Below are 26,998 nucleotides of genomic sequence, written 5' to 3'. Positions count from 1 at the left end.
CGTGCACGGCTTCCCGGCCCCGGCCCCAGCCCCATCCGTCCGGCATGGTCGCGGGCCCGAATCCGGGCCCTTGATCATCTGTTGCTAAAGATCGAACTCGCCGTCCTTGGCGCCGCCCACGAAGGCGTCCCACTCGGCGACGGTGAAGATCAGGGCGGGCCCGGCCGGGTTCTTCGAATCACGGACGGCAATGGCCTCGTCGACGAACGCCACCTCGACGCAGTTGTCGCAGTTGGGGCCGCTGCGCGTGCTCTTGAACCACTCAGCGCGGCTCAGATCGATCCGGAAACCCTTGGTCTCGACTTCCACAATGGCTCCTCTGCCAGCATTAAGATCATGTTTCTGGACTCCTCCGGTGAGAGGGCCGTCGCCCGGATGGTGTCGAAGATGGAGTTGTACTTGCGGAGTTCGTCGGTCTTCTCCAGGAAAAGCCCGCCGGTTGCGTTCTCGGCGAACACCACGTTCGGGTCCTCGGCATCGGGAAAGTCGAGGATCGCGAATGTGCCGTCCATGCCGGCGTGGGCTCCCACCGCGAAGGGCAGGATCTGGAGGGTCACGTTCGGCAGCTCGGTCATCTCGCCCAGGCGCAGCAATTGGTCGCGCATGACCTCGTCGCCACCGACCGGCCGGCTCAGCACCGCCTCATCGAGCACCACCCAAAGATCGATCGGATCGTCCTGAATCAATAACGCTTGGCGAGCCATTCGGACGCGTACCCGCTGCTCTATTTCTTGTTCGCTGTCACCCAGTCGGGCGGCCCGAATCATCGCAATTGCATACTTGTCGGTCTGCAAGAGTCCGGGCACCACCTGCTGCTCGTACGCCCGGATGGATTTGGCCGCCGCCTCGAGCCCCACATAGGCCCCGGTGAGCACGGTGCTGAACGGATGCCACCAGCCCTTCTGGCGGGCTTCACGCGCAATCTGCACCAATTCGTCAGAAGGTGCACCAGCCACGCCATAAATGTCCAACATGTCCTTTACATCGCGTGGCGTGGCGCTCGTGTGACCGGTCTCGATTCTGGACACTTTGGACGGTGAGCACCCGAGCCGGTCGGCGACCACGTCGATCGTCACGCCGGCGGCGTCGCGGTATCTGCGCAGCTCAGCACCGAGACGGCGGCGGCGGATGGTGGGGCTGCGGCGCGGATTCACGCGTACCTCCGGGGGCGCGGCGGAAACGGCGAGATGCTCCGCCGTACGGCGTTTGTCGCGTCCAGTCTCTCTGTTGATCTCTTGATCCTTCAAGCGTCGACAGTGATCACTTGGTCACTTACGGCTGACATGCAACTTGCATCGATGGGGTGCGTGGTGCAATCTTTCGGTATGGCAGGCGTCACTTAGTGTTCCGAGCGGCGCCACCTAGCCCGACGGTCCGCACCGAGCGCGTCGAATGCGGGGGTCGGCTCCAACCGAATGTCCTACGTGGACTTTACGAAGTCGCGGGGTCCTGGCGGGGGCCGACGGCGGCGTTACGGCACCGTTGTGATGATTGGCATCTTCACAACCTTGCCAAGGCGTACGAGCCGGGCACACTGGAGCATCTGTGTTCACTGTGCGGCAAAGCGGTGTTTGCCCGAGACTGTTCAGGACAGGAGTTGACGTGCTTCCTCGGTCCGGCGATGTCATACACGTGACGAAGGCGGCGAGCGTCCAATTCTCATCGCCGATGATTTTCCGGGTGATCCGCGTCCATGACTGGCCCACGTACGAGGGCTGGATCTGGCTGGACGGCTACGAGCTCAACTCCTCGGGCGACGCCGTCGAGCGCCGGTCCATCTTCGTGCAGGTCAGCGGCCTTCGCCAGGTCGGCAAGGCGCCGGACCCCCGTACCCGCAACGGCCGTCAGCCGGGACTGTCCTCGGGCACCATTCCCGCCCGGGCCCTGCGCGCCAACCGCTGACCGAGGTGAACGGCCCGGTCAGTCCGGGTCCACGTCGTCGGTTGCCGAGGGCGGGGTCGCGGGCGTGGTGGCGGTCGGCTCCGCCGCGATGATCAGGTTGACGATCGTGTCGCCGGGCACCTGCTGGCCCTCGATCGGGTCGCTGCCGATCACCGTGTCCGGGGGCGCCTCGGTGCTGGCCCGGTACCGCAAGCGGTAGTTCAGACCCGTACGGTTAAGCGCAGCTCGAGCCTCGTCCAGCGAGAGTCCCCGCAGCGCCGGGATCGCGACGTCGGCCGGGGAACTCGGCGGGGCGCTCGACGGCTCGGTCGTGGTGGGAGCCGTGGTCGGCGGCTTGGTGGTCGGTCTCGTCGTAGGCGCCTGGGCAGCCGAGGTCGTCACCACCGGCACCGGCGTCTCCTCGTCGTCGCCCGTGGACTGCAAGATCAGATAGACGCCCCAGCTCAGCGCGCCTAGCAGCACCAGGGCCACGATGCCCACCACGATCGGCATCCACCAGCGACCGCGCGGCTCGTCGGCGGGGACCGCCGCCCAATCCGTACGGGTGACATCGCCGCCCGGGCGCGGCGGCCGGACCCCGGCACGGCCGGCCCAGACCTGATCGTCGTCCGCCCAGTTGTCGGCGTCCTGCACGGGCGAGTAGACAGCGGTCGCGTCGGCCCCGGTTACCCGTGTCGCGTCATCGACAGTCGGCGTGATGCGCGTCGCATCGTCAGCCGCGGGCAGCACTTCCGTATGATCCGTATCCCCCGATCGAGGGTCCCCATTCGAGTGCTTTTCGCCCTCGTCGGAAGGTTCGCCGCGGAAAGGGAAGTACTCGCCGGTGTCGTCGGACATCGCCGCACCCTTTCTCTCGCCTCGTCCCTCAACCGTCAACTTAGCCAATCTTGAAGGATCCGCTCATCGATTCGCAGGCATGGTCCCGCCCGGCTACAGTGCCCCGCATGGCCGCGAGGGGCTGGACAGCGCAGGTGGCAGCCGCGGCCGGAGTGGCCGCGGGGACGGGTGCCGCCCAGCTCGGCCTCGGCTACGGCCTGGGTGTGGTGGTCTGGCCGACCGGCGCCGCGGACGGCGACGACGTCTGGCTGGGCAGCCTCGGCTGGGCGACCTGGATCGCGGCGAGCGCGACCGTGTTCGGCGCGGTCATCGCGGGGCGGCTCGGCCGGGCGGTGGGCGGACCATGGCGCTTCGCGCTCGCGGCCTCGGCCGCGGTCGGTGCCCTGCTGACGGTCGCGCTGATCGCGCTTCCGGCCCGCAATGCGGTACGCCCCGACACGTTCTCCCCGGAGACAGTGGCCGGCGGGTACGCGGTGATCGGCGTCCTGCTCGGCCTCATGATCGCGTACTGGGCGGTGCTCTCGCGCCCGGTCGCCGCCAACCTCATCGCCACGGCGGGCTGGCTCTGGGCATTGGCCACCGCGGCGATCGTGGCCGACGTCTTCTGGCACCGCCCGACGGCGACATACCTGTCGAGCTGGCAGTTCGCCTCGGCACACGGCGACGGCCAGGGCACGATCCACTGGCCGAGCGCGCTGCTCACCCTGCTGGCCGCCTTCGTCCTGGGCGTGATCGGCGCCTGGCCGGCCGCCCGCCGCGGGGATCTGGGCGTGGCCGCGGCGACCTCCGGTGCGGTCGGACCACTGCTGGTGGCGGCCGCCTTCTTCGTGCTCGCCCCGCAGCTGTCGCCGCCTTTCGGCCCGCTCGGATCGGCATACCTGATCGCGCCGTACGCGGTGCTGGCCGGGCTCGCCGGCTCGGCCGCGACGATCGCATTGGCCCAGCAGAGCGCGGCACGCCGGACGGCACGGACCGACACGCCGCGCGGGGCCGCGGTGCCCACTCCGCGATCCGGCACGGACGCCAAGCAGGCGGGACGTGCCGGCGCCGAAGCCAAGCAGACAGCGCGTCGCGGCGCCGCAGCCGGTCAGGCGACGCGTCCTGGCGGCGAAGCTCAGCAGGCTCCCGCGGCCGGCGCGAGGGGCAAGGCCGCCACACGCCCCGCGGCCGGCGCGAAGGGCAAGCCCGCAACGGGTCTCGCGGTCGGCGCGGAGGCCAACCCTGCGACACGCTCGGCGACCGGCACGGACGTCATGCCGGCACCCCGTTCTGCTCCCGGCGTGGAAGCCAAGCCGGCCGATCCCACGCCGCGTCCCGCTGACAAGGAAAGCAAGCCCTCGCTGTTCGGGCGCCTGCGGCGGGGCCGTACCGACAAGGGCGAGGTCGATCCGTCATCCGTGGCGACGGGACGAGCGCAGGCCCCGGCACCGGCTCGATCCTCTCCGCCGCCCGCTCAGCAGGCATCCGGCTCAGCGACGTCCACTCCGGCATCGACCGGAGCGCTCGCGGCGAAGGGCCAGGCCACGCCGCCGGCCACCAGGCCTGGCCCGGCGAAGAGCGCGCCCAAGCCGGCAACCCCGGGGTCGGTCCCTGCCAAGTCCTCCCCCGGAGTACCCCAAGCCCAGGCCCCCGGGACGCCCCCCGCCAAGTCGTCCTCCGGGGCGGTCCCGGCCAAGGGCACTGGGGCAATCCCGGCCAAGACTTCCGGCGCGGTCCCGGCTAAGGCTTCCGGCGCAGTCCCGGCCAGGGCGGAGACGAACCCCACCGGGGCAGTCTCGGCCCGAGCCGCCACGCAGCCCGCCGGGGCCGGCTCCGGCTCCAGTTCCGGCTCCGGCAGCGGGACCACCGACGCCGGGGCCGGCGCTCAGGCTCCCCAGCGGGAGACGGTCGCCCGCCCACCCGCCAGCCCGACCGTGGCAAAGATCAACCCGTCCGCGTCCGGGGGCACCCCTGCGAAGCGGGCACCCGCCAGGAAGTCACCCCCGGCGAAGAAGGCCCCGCCGCCGCAGGCCCCCGACCGGCAGGACCGGTCCTAGTCGACCGGCCAGGTGTGGACCGGCTCGTTCGTACGCTGGTGCGCGCTGTATCTCAGCAGCATGTCGTGCAGCGCCGCCTGCCGGTCGAGGCCTCGGTGGTGTTCCGCGCGCCACACCGCCTCGGTTTGCCAGGTGGCGCCGTTGCGGCCGGTGCGACATCGCTCCTCGATGATGCCCAGCAGGCGGTCGCGGTGGTACGCGTCGACGTCGAACTTCGCCAGGCCCTGGTGTGCTTTGGGCAGCAACTCGTTGCGGACCAGGTCGGTGACGAGGCTTTCCCCCGTACCCGGCCAATGGATTGTGGTTTCCATGCCTCGACGGGCCGCCGCGTGGAAGTTGTCCTCCGCCGCCGCGAAGGCGAGCCGGGTCCAGATCGGCCTCTCTTCCTCTGCGAGCTGTCGGGTCAGCCCGAAATAGAAGGCGGCGTTGGCCAGCATGTCCACCACGGTGGGGCCCGCCGGCAGCACTCTGTTCTCGACTCGGAGGTGGGGACGGCCGTTCATCACGTCGTAGACCGGGCGGTTCCAGCGGTAGACCGTGCCGTTGTGCAGGCGCAGCTCGCCGAGGTGCGGTACGCCGCCCCGCTCGAGCACCGCGACCGGGTCCTCCTCGTCGAGGATCGGCAGCAACGGCGGAAAGTAGCGGACGTTCTCCTCGAAGAGGTCGAAGACGGACGTGATCCACCGCTCCCCGAACCAGACGCGGGGCCGTACCCCCTGGGCCTTGAGCTCGTCCGGACGGGTGTCGGTGGCCTGCTCGAACAACGCGATCCGGGTCTCCGACCACAGCTGCCGCCCGTGCAGGTACGGCGAGTTCGCCCCGATCGCCACCTGGATCCCCGCTACCGCCTGTGATGCATTCCAGTACGCGGCGAACCTGTCCGGTGGCACCTGCATGTGGAACTGCACACTCGTGCACGCCGCCTCGGGCGCGATCGAGTCGTTGGCCGTCTGGAGCCGTTCGACGCCGCGGATGTCCACACTGAACTGTTCGCCGCGCGCGCCCGCGATCTGGTCGTTGAGGGCGCGGTAGCGTTCGTTCGCGGAGAGGTTCGCCAGTACGAGGTGGTCCGGTTTGAGGGTGGGCAGGCTGCCGATGAGCACGATCGTCGCGTCGCACTTGCCGGCCCGGTCCTCCGCCCTGCCGAGGCTCTCCAGCAGGTCCTGCTCGTAGTCGCCGAAGCCGTCGCCGCGGATCATCCGGGGGCGGGCGTTGAGCTCGAGGTTGAACTGGCCCAGCTCGGTCTGGAAGTTCGGGTCGGCCAGGTTGGCGAGGATCTCGGCGTTGCGCATGGCCGGCTCGGCGTCGGCGTCCATGAGGTTGAGCTCGATCTCGAGACCGGTCATCCGGCTGTCGGTGTCGAACGTGATCGCGCCGGGTGGGCCGTCCGCCGACTCCTCGCGACGGTCCAGCATCAACGCCAGGACGTCGAGGCAGCGGCGAACCTTCTGCCGGTAATGGACCCGGTCCTCGTTCGAGAAAACGGCACCGGACAGGTCCTTGCCCATCGATCCTCCTGGCACGTTCGCGTGACGCTCTCACGTTAGGTGGACCCGGTAACCGTGGCCAGGGACGAAACGGACATACATCAGCGCTTAGTGAGCGTTCGGGAGCGCTCGGTCCACCATCGCATTCCGGCGGCCCGCCCGCCAGCGGTGTCCCGAAGACCAGCCGACGCTCAGACTGTTTCGTGCGGGGCGCGAGCGCGCAGAGCCGCGAGGCGCTGGGCGCGGGGGGCACGCGGGCGCATGGGGCGCGGGGACGCGGGCGGTCACACCGACACCCACGGGCAGGTCGGGAAACGCGAGAGGCGCCACCCGAATCGGGTAGCGCCTCTCGCGAAAGGGAAGCCTGAGGATCAGGCCTGCCGAATGGCCTCGCCCTCGATCTCGATCTTGACCTTCTTGCCGATCATGACGCCGCCGGACTCGAGCGCCATGTTGTAGGTCAGGCCCCAGTCCTCGCGGTCGATCTCGGTGGTCGCGCTGAAACCGAAGAGGTGCTGACCGTACGGGCTGACGGTCGCGCCCTCGAACTCGACGACCAGCTCGACCGGCTTGGTGACGCCCTTGATCGTGAGCTCGCCGTCGAGGACGAACTCGTTGCCCTCGAACGACTTGATGCCGGTGCTGCGGAACTCCATGGTCGGGTACTTCTCCGCCTCGAAGAAGTCACCGGTGCGCAGGTGGTTGTCGCGGTCGGCCTGGCCGGTCTGCACGCTCGCGGTCTGGATGCTGGCGGTGACCGCGGACTCGAGCGGGTTCTCGGCGATAGTGACGGTCGCGGAGGCCTCGGCGAAGTTGCCGCGGACCTTGCTGACCATGAGGTGACGCACCACGAAGCCGACCCGCTTGTGCGCGGCGTCGAGCTCGTAGGTGCCGGCGGCGGGGATCTGGAGGCCCTGGAACTCGCGGGTACCAGTGGCGGCGGCGTCGGTCATGACGTGTCCTCTCGAGGGCGGTGCGGTAGTTGTCTGACACAGCAACTATATCCCGAGCAATATTCCCCCTGTCAAGTGTGTGCTGGTATCGTGAGTGTCGTGGGTACCGACTTCGACGATTCGCGCTTCACCGCCTTCGGCCTCTTCGCCGAGGCTTACACGGGTCTGACCAACCGATTCGCCGCTCAGTTCGAGCAGCACCGGATCTCGAGCGTCGAGTTCGAGGTGCTGCTGCGGCTGGCCCGGTCGCCGGAGAACAGGCTGCGCATGACCGACCTCGCCGGGCAGACGTCGCTCTCCACCAGCGGCGTGACCCGGGTGGTCGACCGCATGGACCGGGAGGGCCTGATCCGGCGCGAGGCCTGCCCGAGCGACCGTCGCAGCTCGTACGCGGTGATCACGCCGGCCGGCCTGCAGCGCCTCGAGGAGGTCCTGCCGGGCCACCTCGAGCTCATGCAGCGGTGGTTCATCGGCCAGCTCTCCCCCGCGCAGCTCGACCAACTGATGGAGTCCCTGCGTACCATCCGCGACGCGGTGAATCCCTGCGCAACTGCGGGCAGCAGAGAGACGGCCGACCAGCGCTGAGTGACGCTGTCACCGCCGCTGCGTGAGCGCTTGAAAAGAGACGGATGAGTAACCGGCAGAACTACCGGCAGAACCGCCGTCCCCCCGGGTCGAAACCCGCCTATCTACGCATTTCCCCAGCTCTACCCCGCTAGGGTGATCTCCGCAGGGGGACGCGGCGCGGCCGAGGCCGAGGCATGGCCAATGAGGGCATGGCAAACGGGGGAGCCATCGTTCTCGCCGCGTGACCGGGGCGTTGTGACGGTCGGCGTTGTGGGGGGCACGGAAAACGCCGGCCGTCCTCGCCGCGGTTCCCCTCAGTCGTTCGACACACCGATCAGGTCTCGCTCCCGGGGCAGCAGCGTGATGCCACCGGTACGGCACATCTCCGTCAAGCGGTGCACCACCTTGGCGCGCTGATCCGGCTCCGGGGTGCTGCGGGCCAGCCCCACCAACGCCTCCACGGTGTCGCGGGGGTCGTAGTCCCCCTCGTACGCGGCCACCGCCGCCCGGAAGCTTTCGGCGGCCTTGCGGTCGTCGCCTCGCAGCAGCGCCAGCGCCCCCTCCACCAGGGCGACCGGGCCGTCCACCGGCGCGTGGGTGTCCGAGGGCCGGAGCTCGGCGAGCGCGGCCTCGGCCTCTCGTTCCCGTCCGGCCTCGGCCAGCGCCAGGCCGACCGTGGCCAGGACGCGGCGGCGATGGTTCGGGTCCCCGACGTCCTCCAGCTCCGCGACAGCGTGCCGGCCCAGCCGCGCCGCCTCCTCGAAGTGGCCGTCGAGCCGCTCGACCTCCGCCAGGTTGCCTCCCGCGACCGCCCGCAACCGGTGCTCGCCGCACCGGCTGGCCAGCCTGTCCACCTCGGCGAGCCGGGCGCGCGCCGCGGCCAGGTCACCCTCGCGGATCTCGTGCCACGCCAGGTTGTTCTCCGCCACCGCCATGTCGCGCAGGCGGCCGCAAAGGCGGGCGAGCTCGAGCGCCGCCTCGCCGTGGTCGCGGGCGCGGTCGTAGCCGTGGGTGGTCATCCACAGGGCGGCGAGCTGGGTGTGGGCGGTGAGCTGGCCGGCCACGTCCTCCAGCTCGGTGAACTCCACGAGGGCCGACTCCGCCGAGCCGATCTCCTCGGCGCCCGAGCCGTGTTCCAGCGCCAGCTGCGCCAGCCCGACCTTCGCCCACGCCCGGTTCGCCGGGTCGGCGTCCGCCGTACGCGGGTCGGCGAGCAACCGCCGCAACCACTGGCGCCCGGTCACGTCGCGACCGCGGAACCGCCACCATCGGGGCAAGCACGCGGCGAGGCGCAGAGCCGTGTGCGGATCCTCCTTGGCCGCGTACGTGAGGGCGGCGCCGAGGTCACCGGCCACGTCGTCGAGCCGGGCGGCCGCCTCGGCGAGATGCGCGCCCTTGAGGTCGCGGGCGATGCTCGTCGCCAGGTCGGCCATCACCTCGGCGTGTCGCCGGCGAGCCGCCGGCAGGTCCCCCTGGGCCGCCGCCTGCTCGCACGCGTAGTCGCCCACCACGTCGAGCAGGCGGAAGCGGAACGCCCGGGCGCCGCGGGCGTTGAGCAGGCCGAGCTCGAGGAACCGGTCGAGCAGGTGCACCACGTCGATCGCCGGGTTGCGGTCGACGATCTGCTCGGCGAGGTCGAGGGACCAGCGGTTGCGGAACGTCGCGAGCCGGTGCAGCGCCATCTGCTCCTCGCTGGAGAGCAGGCGGTAGCTCGCCGCGACGGCCTCCCGTACCGAGACGACGCCGATCTCGGCGCCCACCACGCCGCCGTCGGCCGGGCGGCCGGACAGGTCGAGCACGCGGTCGCCGTACCGATCCAGGATTTCCGCGACGGTGAGCACCCGGCCCCGGGCGGCCGCCAGCTCGAGGGCGATGGGCAGGCCGCCGAGGCGGCGGACCAGAGCCGCCACCGGGGCTACTTCGTCCGGCTCGACGGGCACGCCGCGAACCCGCGCGAGCCGGTCGAGGAAGAGGGCGACCGCCGGGTAGCCGGCCACGTCGGCCAGTGCCGTCCCGGCTTCCGCAGGCGGGGCCACCAGCGGCGCGACCGGCCACACCCGCTCCGCCGGCAGCCCGATGGGGTGCCGGCCGGTGGCCAGGAAGCGCAGCGTCGGGTGCTGGGCGAGCAGCCGGCCGAGCGCTTCGGTGAGTGCCTCCGGGGCGCGGTCCACCGCGTCGACGAGCAACAGCGCCGAGCGGCCCGCGAACCGGGGCGCGAGATCTGCGGGGCGGCCCACCCCGAAGACCGCCGCCACCCCGCCCAGCACCTCCCCGGTGGTGGACCCGTCGGTGACGACGATGCCGGCGACCCCGCCGGGATAGGCCGCTGCGACGCGGTGCGAGACGGCGAGCGCCAGGCTGGTCTTCCCGACCCCGGCGAGGCCGACCAGCGTGACGCCGCGCGCGCCGTCGCTCGCCGGTTGCGAGAGGCGGGCGGCAAGTTGCGCCACGTCCTCGTCGCGGCCGATCAGATCCCCGGCCGGTGGCAGGCGGACGTACCGCGGTGCCGGCGGCGACAGCGACGAATGGCCCCGGGCGGCTGCGAGGAACGCGAGGCGATCGGCTCCGGCGAGGCCCAGCGCCGCGGCGAGCAGTTCCGCCGTGGTGCGCTGGGGCCGGGACGCCCGGCCGCGTTCAAGGTCGCGCACGGTACGCACGCCGACCGCGGCGCGGGCCGCGAGTTCCTCCTGGGTCAGCTTCGCCCGCAGCCGGTAGCTGCGCAGCACGGCGTCGAATCCCGGACCTTCGTGGTCCGCCCCGTGATCGGACGTCATGAAGACGAACCTAGGCAGACACGATGATGAATGCCGAGTTCAGACGGCCGATTGTCGACTAACCGACGCATCCGCCGTCGGATTTGCCGCGGATCCTGCCTCGGCGTCCAAGATCTACAGTCCGAGCCTCCGAGCGATGATCATCCGCTGCACCTCGGAGGTGCCCTCGCCGATCTCGAGGATCTTGGCGTCGCGGTAGAACCGCCCGACCGCCGACTCGTTCATGAAGCCGTAGCCGCCGTGCACCTGGGTCGCGTACCGGGCGTTGTCCATCGCGGCCTCGCTCGCGTACAGCTTGGCGAGGGCGGCCTCGTGCTTGAAGTCCTCGCCGGCCAGCATCCGCGCCGCCGCCTCGTAGTAGCCCAGCCGCGCGTTGCGGGCGCGCATCTCCATGTCCGCGATCATGAACTGGACGGCCTGGTAGTTGCCGATCGGCTGGCCGAACGCCTGGCGGTCCTTGGCGTACTTGACCGACTCGTCGACGCAGCCCTGGGCCAGGCCGGTGGACAGGGCCGCGATGGCGATCCGTCCCTCGTCGAGGATCCGCAGGAACTGGGCGAAGCCGCGGCCGCGCTCGCCGAGCAGGTTCGCCGCCGGCACGCGTACGTCGTCGAAGGCCAGCTCGTGGGTGTCCGAGGCGCACCAGCCGACCTTGGAGTAGCCGGGTGCGACGGTGAAGCCGGGGGTGCCCGACGGGACGATGATCGTGGAAAGCTCCTTGGAGCCGTCCGGCCTCGTCCCCGTCACCGCCATGACCGTCACCAGGCTGGTGATGTCGGTGCCCGAGTTGGTGATGAAGGCCTTCGAGCCGTTGATGACCCATTCGCCCGTCGCCTCGTCGAGCACCGCGCGAGTGGTCGTTCCGGCTGCGTCCGAGCCCGTGCCCGGCTCGGTGAGACCGAAGGCCGCCAGGGCTTCGCCGCTGGTCAGCTGCGGAAGCCAGCGCGCCTTCTGCTCATCCGTACCGAAGCGGTAGATCGGCATGGCACCCAGCGAGACGCCCGCCTCCAGGGTGATCGCGACGCTGCTGTCGACCCGCGCCAGTTCCTCGAGGGCCAGGCAGAGGGCGAAGTAGTCGCCGCCCATGCCGCCGTGCTCCTCGGCGAAGGGCAGCCCGAACAGGCCCATCTTGCCCATCTGCCGGATGAGGTCGTACGGGAAGGTCTTGTGCTCATAGTGCTCGGCGATCACCGGCGCGACCTGCTCGCGGGCGAAGTCCCGCACACTGTCGCGCAGCGCCTCCTGCTCGTCACTGAGCCGGAAGTCGACCATGGCGTGTCCTTTCGGGACGAGTTCTAGACGGGAGTGACGCCGTGGCGTCGACGGGAGAAGGTGCGATCCTTGCCGCGGGCGGCGGTGAACCGGCGGACGAGCTCGCCGCGCAGGTCACCCGGCTCGACGATGGCGTCGATGACGAGCTCGCTGGCGAGGCGCAGGATGTCGATGTCGCGCTCGTACTCGGCGCGGCGCTCGGCGATGAAGGCGGCGCGGTCCTCCTCGGGCAGCGCCGCGATCTTGTTGGCGTAGACGGCGTTCACGGCCGCCTCCGCGCCCATCACCGCGATCTTGGCGGTGGGCAGGGCGATCGTGGCCTCCGGGTCGAAGCCCGGGCCGGCCATCGCGTACAGGCCGGCGCCGTACGCCTTGCGGACCACGACGCAGATCTTGGGTACGGTCGCCTCGGAGATCGCGGTGATCATCTTGGCGCCGTGCCGGATGATGCCCTGCTTCTCCACCGCCGAGCCGACCATGAAGCCGGGTACGTCGGAGAGGAACAGCAGCGGCACGTTGAAGGCGTCGCAGAGCTGCACGAACCGGCTCGCCTTGTCGGCGGAGTCGACGAAGAGCACGCCGCCCTTGAACATCGAGTTGTTGCCGACCACGCCGATGACCTGCCCGTCGAGCCGGGCGAACCCGATCGTGAGCTCCTTGGCCCAGAGCGCCTGGATCTCGAAGAACGAGCCCTGGTCGACGATCCCCTTGATGTAGCGGCGCATGTCGAACGCCTGCCGCTCACTCACCGGCACCAGCGCGCCGAGATCCACATTGGCCGGTTCGGCCGCCTCCGCCGCCGGCGGCTGCTGGGTGTAGTTCGCCGGCAGATACGACAGGTACGACCGGACGGCCTCGAGCGCCTCCTGCTCGGTCTTGCACAGGAAGTGGCCGACGCCGGACTCCGCGCAGTGCACCCGCGCGCCGCCCATCGCCTCGAGCGTCGTCTTCTCCCCGGTGACCATCTCGACCATGCGGTCGGAGCCCAGGTACATGCTGGCGTTGCCCTCGACCATCGCGACGACGTCACAGAAGGCGGGGATGTAGGCACCGCCCGCGGCGGACGGCCCGAAGAGCGCACAGACCTGCGGGATCGACCCCGATGCCCGCACCTGGTTGTGGAAGATCTTGCCGGCCCCACGCCGGCCCGGGAACAGGTCGACCTGGTCGGTGATGCGCGCCCCCGCGGAATCCACGAGATAGACCATCGGTACGCCGGTCGCGTACGCCCGCTCGATGATGCGAATGATCTTCTCGACCGTACGGGCGCCCCACGACCCCGCCTTCACGGTCGAGTCGTTGGCCATGACACACACCTCGCGCCCGTCGATCCGGGCGTTTCCGGTGATCACGCCATCTGCCGGCAGTCCCTCGGCCAGACTGTTGGCGTAGAGCCCGTCCTCGACGAACGAACCGTCGTCGACGAGCAGGGCGATCCGCTCGCGCGCGAAGAGCTTGCCCTTCGCGGCGTTGGCGGCGTGGTACTTCTCCGCACCGCCGGCGATCGCCCGCTTGCGCGCCTGCGCCAGCGCTTCCTCGTCGAATGCCACGTGGCCCCCTCGTTCCGTCCTGAACGATCGTTAGGCTAGCGCATTCCAGAGTCTGGGACCAGACGCGAACGGGAGCCCCCGCGAGGTGCGGGGACTCCCGTCCGATTTTGTTGCCCGGCGCTGTGGAGGAGCACCGGTTTTCTTTCCTGCATCGGCGCCTTACGGCGCCGCTCGGGTCACGCCCGGGACCGGCGTAACCCGGGCCTGCTGGCTGCTCGCCTTACTTGAGCAGCTTCTGCACGTCGAGGCCGCCCAGGTTCACGCCACCGGCGTTGCTCAGGTTCTGGGTGAGGCCGTCTACCGCGGTGCCCTCGGTGTTGCTCGCGGCGTGCGCGTGCGACTTGCGCGCGGGCTCGCCGTAGGTGTCGTCGCCGTCGCCCATCGCGCCGCCGTCGCCACCGACGTCGTCGCCAGTGTCGTCACCGGGGTAGCCGCCCTGGTCACCGCCGTTGTCGTCGCCGCCCTGGTCACCGCCGTTACCGGTGGTGCCGTTCGAGCAGGCCGCCGCCGCGTCCGCCGTGCCCAGGACCGCGAGCGCGTTGCCGCACACGTTGACCGGGATGGTGATCGGCGCCGCTACCTGGGTGCCGTTCAGCAGGCCGACGTTGCCGTCGCTGTCCTGCTTGATGCCGCCGCCCTTGCTCGCCGACTCGTTCGACGACGCGCCGGCCGCGTTCGCGACACCGAGCACGGCGGCCGCGTTGCCGGTCAGGTTGAGCGGGGCGTACACCGGCAGCGCGACCTGCGTGCCGTTGCCGACGCCGACGTTGCCCGAGCTGTCCTGCGCGATACCACCCTCGGTGGAGTGCCCGCCGTTCATGCACGCCGCCTGCGCGTTGGACAGGCCCAGGATGGCCAGCGAGTTGCCGCAGACGTTGACCGGAACGTTGATCGGCGCGGCGACCTGGGTGCCGTTGAGGGCGCCGACGTTGCCGCTCGAGTCCTGGTCGATCTTGCCGCTCTCGGTCTTGGCGCTCTCGGTCTTGTTGACGCCGGTGCCGGCCGCGTTGGCCACACCCAGCACGGAGACCGCGTTGCCCACGACGTTCACGGGCACGTCGATCGGCACGAGGATCTGCGTACCGTTCAGGACCCCCACGTTGCCGTGCGAGTTCTGGGTGTACTTGCCCTTCTTGCCGCTCTCGACCCAGTTGATGCCCTGGCCCGCGGCGTTCGACTCGCCGGCAACGCCGATCGAGTTGCCGACCACGTTCAGCGGCACGGCCACCTTGGTGAGCACCTGCGTGCCGTTGGCGACACCGACGTTGCCGGTGCTGCTCTGCGTGGCGTCGGCGTGCGCCATGCCGGGGGCGAACAGGAGGGCGCCCGCGGCCAGGACACCGACGCTCAGAGTCTTACGAACCCAAGTCTTCATGGAGAGAAGAAGCCTTTCACAATTGTCAGAAATGGTGAGTCGCGTATTCAATTGAATGGTGCTTCCGGGCGCAGCGGTGCCCTGGCTGTTTTACGGTTGCCCTGACCCCGCTAGTCGACGTGCGCCCATTCGTGGTTCGGCGCTTTCGCTGCGGTGCATGACGTCCCGGGCCCGGAAATGATTCGCCGCTTGTTCGCAAACGGTTCCAGGAATCGGGCCCTCGTCGCCCGGGCGCGCTGCGCCCGGCGGGGGCGTCACTAGTCAGGTGAGACGGTCGGTGCCTCGGCGTCGTGGCGCCGGACCTCGACATCGGTCGCGATCGGCAGCCGACGGCAGGCCGTCGTGCTGTCGGCGACCGCTGACGGAAGGACAGCCGCAGAGGGGCCACCGTCCGTCGCAGTTCCCGCCCCGGAGGCCGGGAACCCGTTCGCTGCCCCGAGGTCAACCCGCAGCGGCGCGGGTCCATCACCATCGGGTGTTTCGCGGACCGTCTCCGGCGCGGAGACGGCTCCCACCGGATGCCGCACGAGGTCCTGGATGAGGACCGGTGCGGACTTCTGCTCGTCCATGGCCACGTCCACGCTGGACGGACCCCGCGGAACTGCCGTACGCGCGACGGCGGGCTTCGTGGCGCCCGCGTCCGGCTCCGGACGGTCCTGCTGCGATGCCACCGGCTCCGGATCCGCCGCGTGCTGCGGCAGGTCGGTCGCCGGAACGGTCACCGGGACGAACGGCCGGGCGTTCACCGCATCGCCGGTAAGGCGAACTGGGGCGGTGATGTCCCGGATGACACGGTCGACGCCGCTCAGGGCGGGAACCGCGTCTTTCGTGCCGTGCGCGACCTCGCCGACCGTGTCCACGAGGCGCTTGGGGATCGTGCTCACCGTGCCGAGACCGGTGTGATGCCCGCCGGATTCCAACGGCTTGACGGCCGTCTTGAGGACCCGGCCGACCATCGGCGCATCTGCCTGAGCGCCGTGCACCACGGCGCCCAGAAGTGAGGCGCTTCCCCCGTCATAGCCGGCGGCCTGGGTGGCGGCTCCGAGGAGTCCGCCGGTCACCGGCTCGTGTTCCGCGGCGTGGGCGGCGGCTCCGGAGAGCAGCCAGGCCGCGCCGGCGATACCGCCGACGACCAGTGCGCGCAGACCCCAGCGGGGTCCGGGCCGGTTCCCCCGCCGCCGCTCCGCCCCCTGGCTGTGGGGCGGCATGAGCGCGGGGCCGGTGGACGAGACAACCGACGGACGGCGTGCCGGGCGCGGCTTGCGCTCGACCCCCCACCCCGTCATTGGTCCCGCCCCTCGTCGTCGACTCGTGACCAGCAGCCGAAATGATCGGCCACTCGGTATTGGTAACGAAGCGACACAGTCAGGGTCACGCGGACGAATGGAGAAAATCGATCGGACGTTTACCCCATCAGGCCGGGGAATGAGAAACCGAGATCACACCAATCTGGTACGGGGCCCGGCCCGAAGAACACCCGACGGGAGCGTGCGCCCGAGCAGCCCTTCCGCCATACCGGCGACCTCGATCAGCGATTCCAGGTCGATTCCGGTGTGGATTCCCATGTCCTCCAGCATGTGCACGAGCTCCTCGGTCGCGATGTTGCCGGAGGCGCCGGGCGCGTACGGGCACCCGCCGATCCCGCCCACGCTCGCGTCGAACTCGGTCACGCCGAGCTCCAGGGCGGTCAGGACGTTCGCCAGCCCCGTACCCCTGGTGTTGTGGAAGTGGAGCAGCTCCGGGCGTACCTCCGAAAGAAGGTCACGGACCCGGCGGGGGGTCGCCATGCCGGTGGTGTCGCCGAACGCGACGCGGTCCGCGCCGTCGGCGCGGACCCGGTCCACCATCGCCGCGACCCGCTTCGGATCGATGTCGCCCTCGAACGGACAGCCGAAGCTGGTGGCGACGATCACCTCGAGCGTGGCACCCGCGTCGTGAACCAGCGGAATCAGCGCGGCGATGTCGTCGAGCGACTCCTCGGTCGAGCGGTTCAGGTTCCTGCGGTTGTGCGTGTCGCTCGCGGAGACGACAACCTCGATCTCACCGAAGCCGGCCGCGATCGCCCGCTGGGCGCCGCGGCTGTTGGGGATCAGCGCCGAGTAGCGGATGTCCGGGTTGTGCCAGGCCCGTGCCCAGACCTCGTCGGCGTCGGCCATCTGCGGGATGGCCTTCGGGTGGACGAAGGAGACGGCCTCGATCCGCTTGACGCCGGTCCGGGACAGGGCGTCGATCAGGCGCACCTTGTCGTCGGTCGGGATGGGCTCCTCGTTCTGGAGCCCGTCGCGCGGGGCCACTTCCCGGATGGAAACCGCCGCAGTCATGGTCATCACTTCTTTCCCGCGCGCATGCGGCCGACGATGCCGGTGTCGTAGTCGCCGGAGAGGAACTCGTCGTTCTCCAGCAGCTCGGCGAAGAAGGGCAGGTTGTTCTTCGGCCCGGCGATCTCGAACCCGGCCACCGCGGCCCGCGCCCGGTCCAGCGCCTCCGCCCGGTCGGCCCCGACGACGATCAGCTTCGCCATCAGCGAGTCGTAGAAGGGCGTGACCGTGGTGCCGGCCGCGTACCCGGAATCCACCCGGACCCCGTCACCCGCCGGCTCGACCCAGGTGGCGACCTGACCGGGACCGGGCAGGAACCGCTTCGGGTCCTCGGCGTTGACCCGCAGCTCGATGGCGTGACCGGTCGTCGCCAGGTTGTCGACGTCGAAGGTGGGCGCCTCACCCGAGGCGATGCGCAGCTGCTGCTCGACCAGGTCGATGCCGTGGATCAGCTCGGTGATCGGGTGCTCCACCTGCAGGCGGGTGTTCATCTCCAGGAAGAAGAACTCGCCGGTGGCCGGGTCGAGCAGGCACTCGACCGTACCGGCGTTGCGGTAGCCGACCGCCTCCCCCGCCTTGACCGCGGCGGCGAGGAACCGCGCCCGCAGCTCCGGCCCGACGGCCGGGCTCGGCGCCTCCTCGACCAGCTTCTGGTTGCGGCGCTGCACCGAGCACTCCCGCTCGCTGAGGGCGATCACCCGGCCGTCCGCCAGGCCGAGGATCTGCACCTCGACGTGCCGAACCCGGGGGAAATAACGCTCGATGAGCACGGAGCCGTCGCCGAACATCCGCTCGGCGAAGGCGCGGACCTTGTCGTACTCGGTCCGCAGGCCGGCCTCGTCGTTCGCGACGGCCATCCCCATGCCGCCACCGCCCGCGGCCGCCTTGACCATCACCGGATAGCCGATCTCGGCGGCCGCCTCGATCGCGGCCTCCACGGTCGCCGCCGGGTCCTGCGTACCGGGCGCGACCGGCACGCCGGCAGCCGCCATCAGATTCCGAGCATTGATCTTGTCGCCCATCGCGGTGATCGCATCGGCGGAGGGTCCGACCCACACCAGGCCGTTGGCTTCGACGGTACGGGCGAAGTCGGCGTTCTCGCTCAGGAAGCCGTAGCCGGGGTGGATGGCCTGCGCACCGGTCGCCTTGGCCGCGGCGAGGATGGCCTCGGCGTTGCGGTAGCTCTGGGCGGGGTTCGCCGGTCCCACACACACCGCCTCGTCGGCCTCGGTGACGAACGGCATGCCCGCATCCGCCTCGGAGTGCACCGCGATCGACCGGATCCCCAGCCGCCTGGCCGTACGGATGATCCGGCGGGCGATCTCGCCCCGGTTGGCGATGAGCAGCGACTCGATCATTTCGCTCTTTCTCTTGGGTCTCGAAGGGGTGGCTCGAGACGGTGGTGGGTGAGCTGTGGGCGGGGTGGGCCCGGCTCAGTGGTGGTCTGGGTTCAGCATGCGCGCTTTCGCGGTCGGCCTCTGCACATGCGCCGTTCCCAGCCGCAGTCGCTCCGCGGGGCGCTTCGGCGTCTCGAACCTCTGCACGTGGGCCGTTCCCAGTCGGAGTCGTTCCGGTCGGCGCGTCTGCACATGCGGCACTGTCCCCGCGGCCTCTCCACGAGCGGTCCGTCGCAATCCAGCCCTAGCGGCCGCCAGGTGCCACGGTGCGCCTCGGTCGCGCCGGGTCGGCGGCGGGTGAGGCGTGGGCCGTGGCCGCACATGGGTCAGTGGCCGATCAGCGCGTGAACCGTGGCTTCACGCAGGAGGGCGGCCCGCCGGTGCCGGTCCACCTCGCCACCGAGGAAGGGGGTGGAGTTCATCAGGCCGAACGCCGAGTGGGCAAGCACCCGAGCCTCGCCGGCATCCAGCTCGGGACGCAGCGTGGACAGCACGCCGACCCACTCCTCGACGTACAGGCGCTGCAGCCGGCGGATCTGCCGCCGCGGCTCATCCGGCAGCCGGTCGAGCTCGTGCAGATGCAGGGCGATCACGGCGGGATTGGCCAGGGCGAACTCGACGTGGAACTCGATCAGGTCGGCGAGGGCGGCCCGCGCGTCCTCCGGGTGACGGGCGACGCGCTCCTTGCCCCCGTGCAGGAGGCCCTCGCTCACCGGGATGAGGGCGGCCACCAGCATGGCCTCCTTGCCGGCGAAGTGGTGGTACAGCGCCGGGCCGGTGACTCCGGCGGCCGAGCCGATGTCATCCATCGACACGCCGTGATATCCCCGGGCGGCGAAGAGCCCGACCGCGATCTCCAGGATCTCGTCCCGGCGCGAGCGCCGACGCGGAGCCGGCGGTCCGGGACGCTGCTGCTGATCTACCGTCGTCACCTCGCAACTCTAACCCGCTGTCAAGCCCAATACTTAACGGGCGTTCAGGTAATTGCGCAGGCCTTGCGGTCCCCACCATGGACCCGTCCGGGCGTAGCGACTCCAGATGTGACCGGGATGACATCGCCCCGGCGCCCGCCTCATCCCGGTGCCCCGCCACTGGTGGACCGGGGCGGAGTTCAGGTGTTCAGAGAGGCAGCCTGGTCGATGCGACGCCCCTCATCGGCCCACCAACGCCGCGAAGACGTCGCCGCCAGCACCGCCCCGAGGGTGTTGACCAGGACGTCGTCGATGCTCGACACCCGGCCGATGGCAAGCAACCATTGCAATGCCTCCACCGACGCGGACGTGGCCACGGCTGCCACAAGAACCCGCCGCAGGGACGCCATCGCCGCGAAGCGGATCGGCAGGAAGAACCCGAAGGCGGCGAGCACGAGAAGATTGCCACCGAGCTGGGCGATACCCGTGTCGGCGGTCCCGCTCAGCCAGGACGGAAGGTCGTGCAGCGGTACGAGATCCACGGACCGGGGCGCCTTCTGAGGCGTAAAAATCATGATCGCCCACGGCAGCGAACCGGCGACCAGGCCCACCTCCGCGGCGGCCTGACGCCGGGACCCGCTCCGGCACCGCCACCGGTACGCGGCGAAGCTCAGCACCGGCAGAAGAAGCGCGGCCAGCACGATCGTCGTGCCGTGATTCCGCCAGACCGCCCCCACAGCACCGCAATCTAGGCCGCCCTGGCAAGACCGCCTCGGATGCCGCTGGAGATCCGGATCGCCGCAGGCTTCCGGGCGCGCTGAGGGCCGGCGCTCGGGGTGCCTGGCGGTAACTGAAGGTCAGGACAGCCGCCGGGCTCCGATCCCTTGGCGATGGGCGCCCGCACCAGGTTGCCCCACTCGGTCCACGAGCCGTCGTAGTTGCGGACCTGCGGATAGCCCAGGAGGTGACGGAGCACGAACCACGTGTGACTCGACCGCTCGCCGATCCGGCAGTACGCGATGATGTCGTCCCCGGTCTCCAGCCCCAGCTCGTCCTCGTAGATCTTGGTGAGCTCGTCGGCCGCCTTGAACGTGCCGTCCTCGTTCGCCGCCGACTTCCACGGCTTGCTCACCGCGCCGGGGATGTGGCCGCCGCGGAGGGCCCCCTCCTGCGGGTACGCCTCCATGTGGGTGAGCTCGCCCGTGTACTCCTGCGGGGACCGGACGTCGACCAGGGGACGGCCGCTCGAGATGTGGCCCATGACCTGGTCGCGGAAGGCGCGGATCGAGCTGTCCTCGCGGGCCGGGACCGGGTACGTCGCGGGTGGGCGTACCGTTTTCTCCCGGGTTGTCTCGCGGCCCTCAGCCACCCACTTCTGCCGGCCGCCGTCGAGCAGCCGGAGGTCGCGGTGACCGAAGAGACTGAAGACCCAGAGCGCGTACGCCGCCCACCAGTTGAAGTTGTCGCCGTAGAACACGATCGTGTCGTCCCGGCCGATGCCCTTGGCCTCACACAGCGCCGCGAACTTCTCGGGGTCGAGGTAGTCGCGGGTGAGCTGGTCGTTCAGCTCGGTGTGCCAGTCGACCTTCACGGCGCCCGGGATGTGCCCGGTGTCGTAGAGCAGCACGTCTTCGTCCGACTCGACGACCACGAGGCCGGGGGTCTCGAGATTGGCGGCAAGCCACTCGGTGGTGACCAGCTTGTCGGGGTGGGCGTACGCCTGCAGGGACGGCGCCGGGTCGTTCGCAACGGACATGGCACTCACGCTATCGCGTCGACGGGGGCGAGTTCGGGGCGCTTCGCCGTGACCAGATCGCCGGACGAGGCGCCGGCCAGCCTCCGCTTGAGCCACGGCGCCAGGTGCTGCCCGGCCCAGCGCAGGTCGGCGCCGCGCGCCAGGAGCCACGGGGTGGGTGCCGGCGTCGGCGGCACGAGCAGCCAGTCCTCGTCGACGCCGACGCCGAGCGCGTTCAGCACGTGTCCGGCGACACGGCGGTGTCCGGCAGCCGACATGTGCAGGCGGTCGGCGCTCCACAACAGCGGATTGTGGAAGGCCCGGTCGGCGAACAGGTCGATCAAGTAGGCGCCGTGGCGCTCGGCGACCCGGCGGGTGCCGTCATTGAGGACCGCAGCGCGCGGGCCGACGATGCGTTGTCCGGGCAGGTGGGCGGTGACATCCGCGAACCGGAAGAGGATCACGTCGGCGCCGGTCTTACGGATCCGGCCGATCGCCGAGTCGATCCCGTCGACCAGCGAACCGACGTCGACCTTGCGGCGCAGCAGGTCGTTACCGCCGGCCGCGAAGCTGACCAGGCCGGGTCGCATCGCCAGCACCGGCTCGAGCTGTTCGTCGACGACCTGGTCCAGGAGCTTGCCACGGACGGCAAGGTTCGCGTACCCGAATTGGGGGCCGGCATCGACGGCGAGCCGGGTCGCGACCAGGTCGGCCCACCCGCGATAGGTGCCGTCGGGATAGGCGTCGTCCATGCCTTCGGTGAAGCTGTCCCCCATCGCCACGAAGTTCTTCCAGGCCACGGCCACCCCCCTGAACGTGTGCTCATGTGCTCGGACCCCGCCGAGTTTTGCACTGCCGGGCCGGGAACGGGACGTGACGATGGCGACACCCGAGGGCCCGGCGATAACCGGGTGTTTTCGTCGGACCCCCTCCCTAGGCTCACGGTCATGCTGATCCGAATGTCCACGATGCTGCTCAAGACCCTGCGTGAGGAGCCGGCGGACGCGGAGGTGCCGAGTCACCGGCTTCTCCTGCGCGCCGGATACATCCGTCGCGCGGCGCCGGGCGGATACACGTGGCTTCCGCTCGGCAAGCTCGTCCTCGACCAGGTGAGCCGGATCATCCGCGAGGAGATGGCAGCCATCGGCGGCCAGGAGGTCGCCTTCCCGGCACTGCTGCCCCGCGAGGCCTACGACATCAGCGGCCGCTGGACGGAATACGGCGACGACATCTTCACGCTCAAGGACCGCCGCGGCTCCGACCACCTGCTCGCGCCCACGCACGAGGAGATGTTCACGCTGCTCGTGCAGGACATGACGAGCTCCTACCGCGACTTCCCGCTGATCCTCTTCCAGGTCCAGACGAAATTCCGCGACGAGGCGCGTCCCCGGGCCGGGCTGCTGCGGGGGCGCGAGTTCCTCATGAAGGACGCCTACTCGTTCGACCTCTCCGATCAAGGGCTGATCGAGGCGTACGGGAAACATCGCGCGGCCTATCAACGCATCTTCGAGCGGCTGGGCCTGGAGCACACCATCGTGGCAGCCATGTCGGGCGCGATGGGCGGCTCGGCTTCGGAGGAGTTCCTGGCCGCGGCGGACGTGGGAGAGGACACATTCGTCGGCTGCACGACATGTGACTACGCGGCGAACACCGAGGCCGTCGTCACCGTGGCGCCCGCAGCCGACACCCGCGAACACGGGCCGCTGACGGTGCACGACACCCCGGAGACTCCGACGATCGGATCCCTGGTCGACCTGGCCAACGCCCGCGCCCTCGAGGGCCGGACGGACTGGACGGCGGCCGACACGCTGAAGAACGTGGTGGTCACGGTCCACCACCCCGGCAAGGACGATGAGCTGCTGGTCATCGGCGTGCCCGGCGACCGCGAGGTGGACCTGAAGCGGCTCGACGCCGTGTTGAGCCCGGCCAGGGCGACGATGTTCGACGACTTCCCGTCGCGCCCCGACCTGGTCCGCGGCTACATCGGCCCCCAGGGCATCAAGGTGCGCTACCTCGCCGATCCTCGCGTGGCGCCCGGCACCGCCTGGCTGACCGGCGCGAACGAGGCGGGCAAGCACGCCACCTCGGTGGTGGCCGGCCGCGACTTCACCCCCGACGGCACCATCGAGGCGGCCGAGGTTCGCGCCGGCGACCCCTGCCCCCGATGCGGCGACGGCGAGCTCACCATGCGCCGCGGCATCGAGATCGCCCATATCTTCCAGCTCGGCCGCCGCTACACCGACGTGTTCAAGGTCGACGTGCTCGGCGCGGACGGCAAACCCGTACGCCCGACCATGGGTTCATATGGAATCGGCGTCTCCCGGGCCGTCGCGTCCATCGCCGAGCAGCACCACGACGAGCGCGGCATCATCTGGCCCGACGAGGTGGCCCCGGCCGACGTCCACGTCATCGGCGCGGGCAAGGACGGCCAGCTCCAGACGGCCCTGACCCTCGCGGCGGAGCTCGAGAAGGCGGGACTGCGGGTGCTAGTGGACGACCGCCCGCAGCTGTCCCCCGGCGTGAAATTCACCGACGCCGAGCTGATCGGCATCCCCCGCTGCGTCGTGGTCGGCCGCCGTCTGTCCGAGGGGTACGCGGAGGTGCGCGACCGGCGTACGGGTGACCGCCGCGACGTGCTCCTCACGGAGGTGGCAGATGCCCTTCTGGGGTGACCGGCTCCTTGTGGCGGCGCAGCCGCTTCTGGAGTGAACGCCACGAGCCGCTGGCGGTGGCCCGGCTCTTCCGGGGTGAACGCCACCACGTGCTCCTCACTGCCGTTACCCGGGCGCTTCTGGAGTGGACGCCACGATCTGTTCCTCGTGGCGTTCGCCCGGGGCCCTTCTTGGGTGACGCCACCACCTGCTCCCCGTGGCGTTGACCCTTGCGCTTCTAGAGGTGACGCCGCCACGTTCTCCTCATGGCGGCGACCCGTGCGCTTCTGGGGTGAAACCCTGATGGCCCCGCCCGGGCGTCCAGGGTGTAATCGGTGATACGGCCGGGTACCCGCCTGCATGACGGGCGGGCATGAACGCGGGGAGGTACGGCATGGCTAGGACGGCAGTGGCGGACGTGATGACCAGGAAGGTCGTGTACCTGCCGGGCGACACCATGCTCGACGAAGCCGCACAGGTGATGCGCGACCAGGCCATCGGCGACGTGGTGGTGACCACCGGCCCGACGATGACCGGCGTGGTGACCGACCGCGACATCGTGGTCCGGGCAATCGCGGAAGGCCTCGCTCCACAGACCACGACGCTCGGGTCGATCGCCTCGCTGGAGCTGATCATGGTGGAGCAGTCAGCCACTGTGGAGGACGCTATCCAGGCGATGCGTGAACGAGGCGTCCGCCGGTTGTTGGTGTGCGACGCCGATCGGAAGGTGGTCGGCATCGTCAGCCTCAGCGATCTGGCTGTGCTTCCGACCTCGGCTCCCGCCTGACCGGCACCTGCCTTTTCGGCCTCCGGCCGGTCAGTGCGCAGGCGGCGGACGTCCCGTCGTGGCCGTCGTATACCTCGGCGGCCGGCAGTCGCCACTGCCTGACCGCCACCTGTCCTCGGCGCTAGCCGATCTTCCGGCGGTGGCAAGTCGCGCCTGGCGTAACCGCCACCGCCCTCGCCCCGGCTCGGTTCCCCGGCCGCCGGAAGTCTGCCGCCCGACCGGACCGCCTCCTCGGCCGGCCACGGAACCAGTCGCCCTGCGCTGATCTACCTCCCGACTCTGACCGTCGCCGACACGTGGGCGCGGCTGAAGAGCATCGGCGGTACGCCACCGCATCGCCCGTGCGCAACCCGCGATCTTCCGCGACCGCACATCCGGTAGCCGCGACGTGGAGTCGCGGGACGGGGGCGTCCCGCACCATGACCGGCCTCTACCGGCCCGCTCTCGGCACGGCCGGCCTCACGTACCCCCAGTTCGTCGCCGTTCCCGGGTCCAGGGGCTCGCCGGTAACCGGCGGGAGTGGTCATCGACGACGTAGGGTCGCCATTGTGAGCGACATGCCCCCGAAGCTGGCCGAGATCGTCGATGAGTTCGCCTCCGCGCCTCGTGAAGTCGTGCTGGAGATGCTGCTCGAGTTCGCCGACGCCGTGCCGCAGTTGCCCGATGAACTCAAGGGGCACGAGGGGATGGAGCAGGTGCCCGAGTGTCAGACGCAGTTCTTCCTGCGCGCTGAGGTGCAGCCCGACGACACCGTGAAGACCTGGTTCGACTGCCCGCTCGAGGCACCCACCACGCGCGCGTTCGCCGGCATCCTGTCGGAAGGGCTGGAGGGCGCGACGGCGCAGGAGATCGTCACCGTGCCCGACGACCTGTACAGCCGGATGGGACTGGCGACGGCGATCAGCCCCCTGCGCATCCGGGGCGGTACGGCCATCCTCGCCCGACTGAAGCGCCAGATCCGCGAGCAGGAGGACGCCCGGGCGTGAACATCGAAGTGTGGTCCGACGTGATCTGCCCCTGGTGCTACATCGGCAAGCACCGGCTGGAGTCAGCCCTACAAGGATTCGGGGGCGACGTAACACTGACGTTCCGCGCCTACCAGCTGGATCCTTCGCCGGTCCCGCAGCCACTGCCGATCAAGCAGGCCTTGGCGGCGAAGTTCGGCGGCCCGCAGCAGGCCGAGCAGATGTTCACCCACGTCAGCGCAGTGGCCGCCGGTGACGGGCTGATCTTGGACTTCGACCGAGCGGTACTCGCGAACACCTTCAACGCACACCGGTTGATCGCCTGGGCGGCCGGCCAGGATCTTCAGCTGATGATGATCGAGACGCTGCAGCGAGCCCACTTCGCCGAGGGCATCGACCTCGGCTCCCACGCCGCTCTGGCCAGGCTCGCCGGATCCGTCGGACTGGATGAGCAGGCGGCCCTGACCCACCTCGAGTCACCGGCCGGCACCGACGCAGTGAACGCCGATCTGGTGGAGGCCCGAGAGCTCGGCATCACAAGCGTCCCCACCTTCGTCATCGACCGCAAGTACGTAGTCCAAGGCGCCCAGGAGACCTCGGTCCTGCGCTCAGCCCTCGACGAAATCGCCCGCCGCGAGGCAGTCGAGGCGTCTTAGTGATGTTCCACGTGAAACCACATCGGCGTCAGCGAAGTCGCACTGCGCCAAGCCCTCCCGTGATCCGCACCTGAGGGTTCTTCTGCGCCGGGTACCGGGACGACGAAGAGGCCGGACTGGGCCGGCCGCGCTCAGGAGCCCCTGTGACGATGCGCCATCGCAGCGTCGAGCAGCCCGGTGAAGTCCTGCCCCCGGTCTTCGGAAGCAGCCGCCGGGGAGACGCGGAACGAAGGAGCCCTCACGCCCCTACGGGCAGCTCCCTGCGCATAGCAATCCGCTCGACCGGATCCAGACCGTGCCGAGCCTCCAGGGCCATCAACCGAGCCAGCTCCGGCCCCAACTCCCCGTGCGTCAGCTCAACGAAGCCCAATCGCACGTAGTACGGCCCGTTCCACGGCACACCCCGGAAGGTGGTCAACGTCAGCGCAGCCAGACCACGACCAGCCGCCCACCGACCCACGAAGTCGATCAGCTGACGCCCCAGCCCTCGCCGCCCGTACGCGGGATCGACGCTGAGCTGCTCGATGTGAGCAAGCCCGTCGACCACCTCCACCAACACGAAAGCGACCGGCGCCCCGTCATCGTCGGCAACGACCCAACTCCGCCCGCCATGCACGAACCGCGCAAGCACCGCAGCCGGCGGCACGGGATGCGTAGCAATGTCAGGCATCCCCACCTCGTGGAAGAGCGCCCCGGCCCGAACCTCGATCGCCCGGATGGCCTCAAGGTCGTCGACCCGCGTCGCCCGAATTTCCACCAGCAGAGCGAACCAGCCGGCCCCACGGGCGTCCAGCCATTAACCCCGGCGACCTAGGCCCCGCCCCA

Annotated in this window: 24 protein-coding genes; 7 read left to right on the top strand and 17 right to left on the bottom strand. The window is 70.1% G+C overall.

Annotated features, from left to right (window positions below; genetic code table 11):
• Positions 1–84: 84 nt before the first annotated feature.
• Together AB0368_RS18505 and AB0368_RS18500 are read right to left on the bottom strand one after the other, a co-directional pair.
• Positions 85–309, bottom strand: a complete 225-nt coding sequence (locus tag AB0368_RS18505) for a DUF397 domain-containing protein (protein WP_366155088.1) — start codon at positions 307–309, stop codon at positions 85–87.
• On the bottom strand, positions 273–1,154 hold the full coding sequence (locus tag AB0368_RS18500; protein ID WP_366155228.1) for a helix-turn-helix transcriptional regulator: 882 nt from the start codon (positions 1,152–1,154) through the stop codon (positions 273–275). The genes AB0368_RS18505 and AB0368_RS18500 overlap by 37 nt, the downstream gene beginning before the upstream one ends.
• 448 nt (positions 1,155–1,602) lie before the next feature.
• Here AB0368_RS18500 and AB0368_RS18495 point away from each other — a divergent pair, with 448 nt between their 5' ends.
• Positions 1,603–1,902 carry a hypothetical protein gene (locus tag AB0368_RS18495; RefSeq protein ID WP_366155087.1) on the top strand — a complete coding sequence of 100 codons (300 nt, stop codon included), beginning with the start codon at positions 1,603–1,605 and terminating at the stop codon, positions 1,900–1,902.
• 18 nt (positions 1,903–1,920) lie between these two features.
• On the opposite strand, the gene AB0368_RS18490 is transcribed toward AB0368_RS18495, so the two are convergent.
• Positions 1,921–2,631: a PASTA domain-containing protein gene (locus AB0368_RS18490; protein ID WP_366155086.1), complete on the bottom strand. Its 711-nt coding sequence runs from the start codon at positions 2,629–2,631 to the stop codon at positions 1,921–1,923.
• A gap of 215 nt (positions 2,632–2,846) precedes the next feature.
• On the opposite strand from AB0368_RS18490, the gene AB0368_RS18485 reads away from it, so the two are divergent.
• Complete coding sequence (locus tag AB0368_RS18485) at positions 2,847–4,775, top strand: Hansenula MRAKII killer toxin-resistant protein 1 (protein ID WP_366155085.1); 1,929 nt, start codon at positions 2,847–2,849, stop codon at positions 4,773–4,775.
• On the opposite strand, the gene AB0368_RS18480 is transcribed toward AB0368_RS18485, so the two are convergent.
• Both AB0368_RS18480 and AB0368_RS18475 read right to left on the bottom strand, forming a co-directional pair.
• The gene (locus tag AB0368_RS18480; protein ID WP_366155084.1) at positions 4,772–6,283 is read right to left on the bottom strand and encodes a glutamate--cysteine ligase; all 1,512 of its coding nucleotides are present in this window, start codon (positions 6,281–6,283) and stop codon (positions 4,772–4,774) included. The genes AB0368_RS18485 and AB0368_RS18480 overlap by 4 nt on opposite strands.
• A 350-nt stretch (positions 6,284–6,633) precedes the next feature.
• The gene (locus AB0368_RS18475; protein WP_366155083.1) at positions 6,634–7,215 is read right to left on the bottom strand and encodes a YceI family protein; all 582 of its coding nucleotides are present in this window, start codon (positions 7,213–7,215) and stop codon (positions 6,634–6,636) included.
• 99 nt (positions 7,216–7,314) lie between these two features.
• Here AB0368_RS18475 and AB0368_RS18470 point away from each other — a divergent pair, with 99 nt between their 5' ends.
• A complete protein-coding gene (locus AB0368_RS18470; protein ID WP_366155082.1) occupies positions 7,315–7,800 on the top strand; it encodes a MarR family transcriptional regulator in 486 nt (161 codons plus the stop codon).
• Positions 7,801–8,096: 296 nt separating this feature from the next.
• Here the strand turns inward: AB0368_RS18470 and AB0368_RS18465 are convergent, their stop codons facing one another.
• From AB0368_RS18465 to AB0368_RS18415, 11 genes are all read right to left on the bottom strand, one after another.
• Complete coding sequence (locus AB0368_RS18465; protein WP_366155081.1) at positions 8,097–10,556, bottom strand: helix-turn-helix domain-containing protein; 2,460 nt, start codon at positions 10,554–10,556, stop codon at positions 8,097–8,099.
• 114 nt (positions 10,557–10,670) lie between these two features.
• On the bottom strand, positions 10,671–11,828 hold the full coding sequence (locus AB0368_RS18460) for an acyl-CoA dehydrogenase family protein (protein WP_366155080.1): 1,158 nt from the start codon (positions 11,826–11,828) through the stop codon (positions 10,671–10,673).
• 23 nt (positions 11,829–11,851) lie between these two features.
• Complete coding sequence (locus AB0368_RS18455; RefSeq protein ID WP_366155079.1) at positions 11,852–13,378, bottom strand: acyl-CoA carboxylase subunit beta; 1,527 nt, start codon at positions 13,376–13,378, stop codon at positions 11,852–11,854.
• A gap of 220 nt (positions 13,379–13,598) precedes the next feature.
• Complete coding sequence (locus tag AB0368_RS18450; protein WP_366155078.1) at positions 13,599–14,753, bottom strand: chaplin family protein; 1,155 nt, start codon at positions 14,751–14,753, stop codon at positions 13,599–13,601.
• 257 nt (positions 14,754–15,010) lie between these two features.
• A complete protein-coding gene (locus AB0368_RS18445) occupies positions 15,011–16,039 on the bottom strand; it encodes a hypothetical protein (protein ID WP_366155077.1) in 1,029 nt (342 codons plus the stop codon).
• Between the two features lie 153 nt (positions 16,040–16,192).
• A complete protein-coding gene (locus tag AB0368_RS18440) occupies positions 16,193–17,074 on the bottom strand; it encodes a hydroxymethylglutaryl-CoA lyase (RefSeq protein WP_366155076.1) in 882 nt (293 codons plus the stop codon).
• 5 nt (positions 17,075–17,079) lie between these two features.
• A complete protein-coding gene (locus AB0368_RS18435) occupies positions 17,080–18,429 on the bottom strand; it encodes a biotin carboxylase N-terminal domain-containing protein (protein ID WP_366155075.1) in 1,350 nt (449 codons plus the stop codon).
• A gap of 365 nt (positions 18,430–18,794) precedes the next feature.
• The gene (locus AB0368_RS18430; RefSeq protein WP_366155074.1) at positions 18,795–19,400 is read right to left on the bottom strand and encodes a helix-turn-helix domain-containing protein; all 606 of its coding nucleotides are present in this window, start codon (positions 19,398–19,400) and stop codon (positions 18,795–18,797) included.
• Between the two features lie 179 nt (positions 19,401–19,579).
• A complete protein-coding gene (locus tag AB0368_RS18425; RefSeq protein WP_366155073.1) occupies positions 19,580–20,116 on the bottom strand; it encodes a VanZ family protein in 537 nt (178 codons plus the stop codon).
• An 11-nt stretch (positions 20,117–20,127) separates the two neighbouring features.
• A complete protein-coding gene (locus AB0368_RS18420) occupies positions 20,128–21,135 on the bottom strand; it encodes a sulfurtransferase (RefSeq protein ID WP_366155072.1) in 1,008 nt (335 codons plus the stop codon).
• Positions 21,136–21,140: 5 nt separating this feature from the next.
• Positions 21,141–21,914: an SGNH/GDSL hydrolase family protein gene (locus AB0368_RS18415; RefSeq protein ID WP_366155227.1), complete on the bottom strand. Its 774-nt coding sequence runs from the start codon at positions 21,912–21,914 to the stop codon at positions 21,141–21,143.
• Between the two features lie 147 nt (positions 21,915–22,061).
• On the opposite strand from AB0368_RS18415, the gene AB0368_RS18410 reads away from it, so the two are divergent.
• The 4 genes from AB0368_RS18410 (at position 22,062) to AB0368_RS18395 (ending at position 26,173) form a co-directional block, all read left to right on the top strand.
• Positions 22,062–23,786 (top strand): proline--tRNA ligase, encoded by a 1,725-nt coding sequence (locus tag AB0368_RS18410; protein WP_366155071.1) that lies wholly within the window; start codon positions 22,062–22,064, stop codon positions 23,784–23,786.
• Positions 23,787–24,159: 373 nt separating this feature from the next.
• Positions 24,160–24,552, top strand: a complete 393-nt coding sequence (locus AB0368_RS18405) for a CBS domain-containing protein (RefSeq protein WP_366155070.1) — start codon at positions 24,160–24,162, stop codon at positions 24,550–24,552.
• A gap of 548 nt (positions 24,553–25,100) precedes the next feature.
• The gene (locus tag AB0368_RS18400; protein ID WP_366155068.1) at positions 25,101–25,538 is read left to right on the top strand and encodes a SufE family protein; all 438 of its coding nucleotides are present in this window, start codon (positions 25,101–25,103) and stop codon (positions 25,536–25,538) included.
• Positions 25,535–26,173 carry a DsbA family oxidoreductase gene (locus AB0368_RS18395; protein ID WP_366155067.1) on the top strand — a complete coding sequence of 213 codons (639 nt, stop codon included), beginning with the start codon at positions 25,535–25,537 and terminating at the stop codon, positions 26,171–26,173. Before AB0368_RS18400 ends, AB0368_RS18395 begins: the two co-directional genes overlap by 4 nt.
• Before the next feature lie 238 nt (positions 26,174–26,411).
• On the opposite strand, the gene AB0368_RS18390 is transcribed toward AB0368_RS18395, so the two are convergent.
• Positions 26,412–26,930 carry a GNAT family N-acetyltransferase gene (locus tag AB0368_RS18390; protein ID WP_366155066.1) on the bottom strand — a complete coding sequence of 173 codons (519 nt, stop codon included), beginning with the start codon at positions 26,928–26,930 and terminating at the stop codon, positions 26,412–26,414.
• Between the last annotated feature and the right edge of the window lie 68 nt (positions 26,931–26,998).

Source organism: Actinoplanes sp. NPDC051475 (assembly GCF_040689425.1).
Classification (GTDB): domain Bacteria; phylum Actinomycetota; class Actinomycetes; order Mycobacteriales; family Micromonosporaceae; genus Actinoplanes.
Note: the sequence above shows the minus strand (reverse complement) of the source record. Positions and strands in the feature narration are given on the sequence as shown.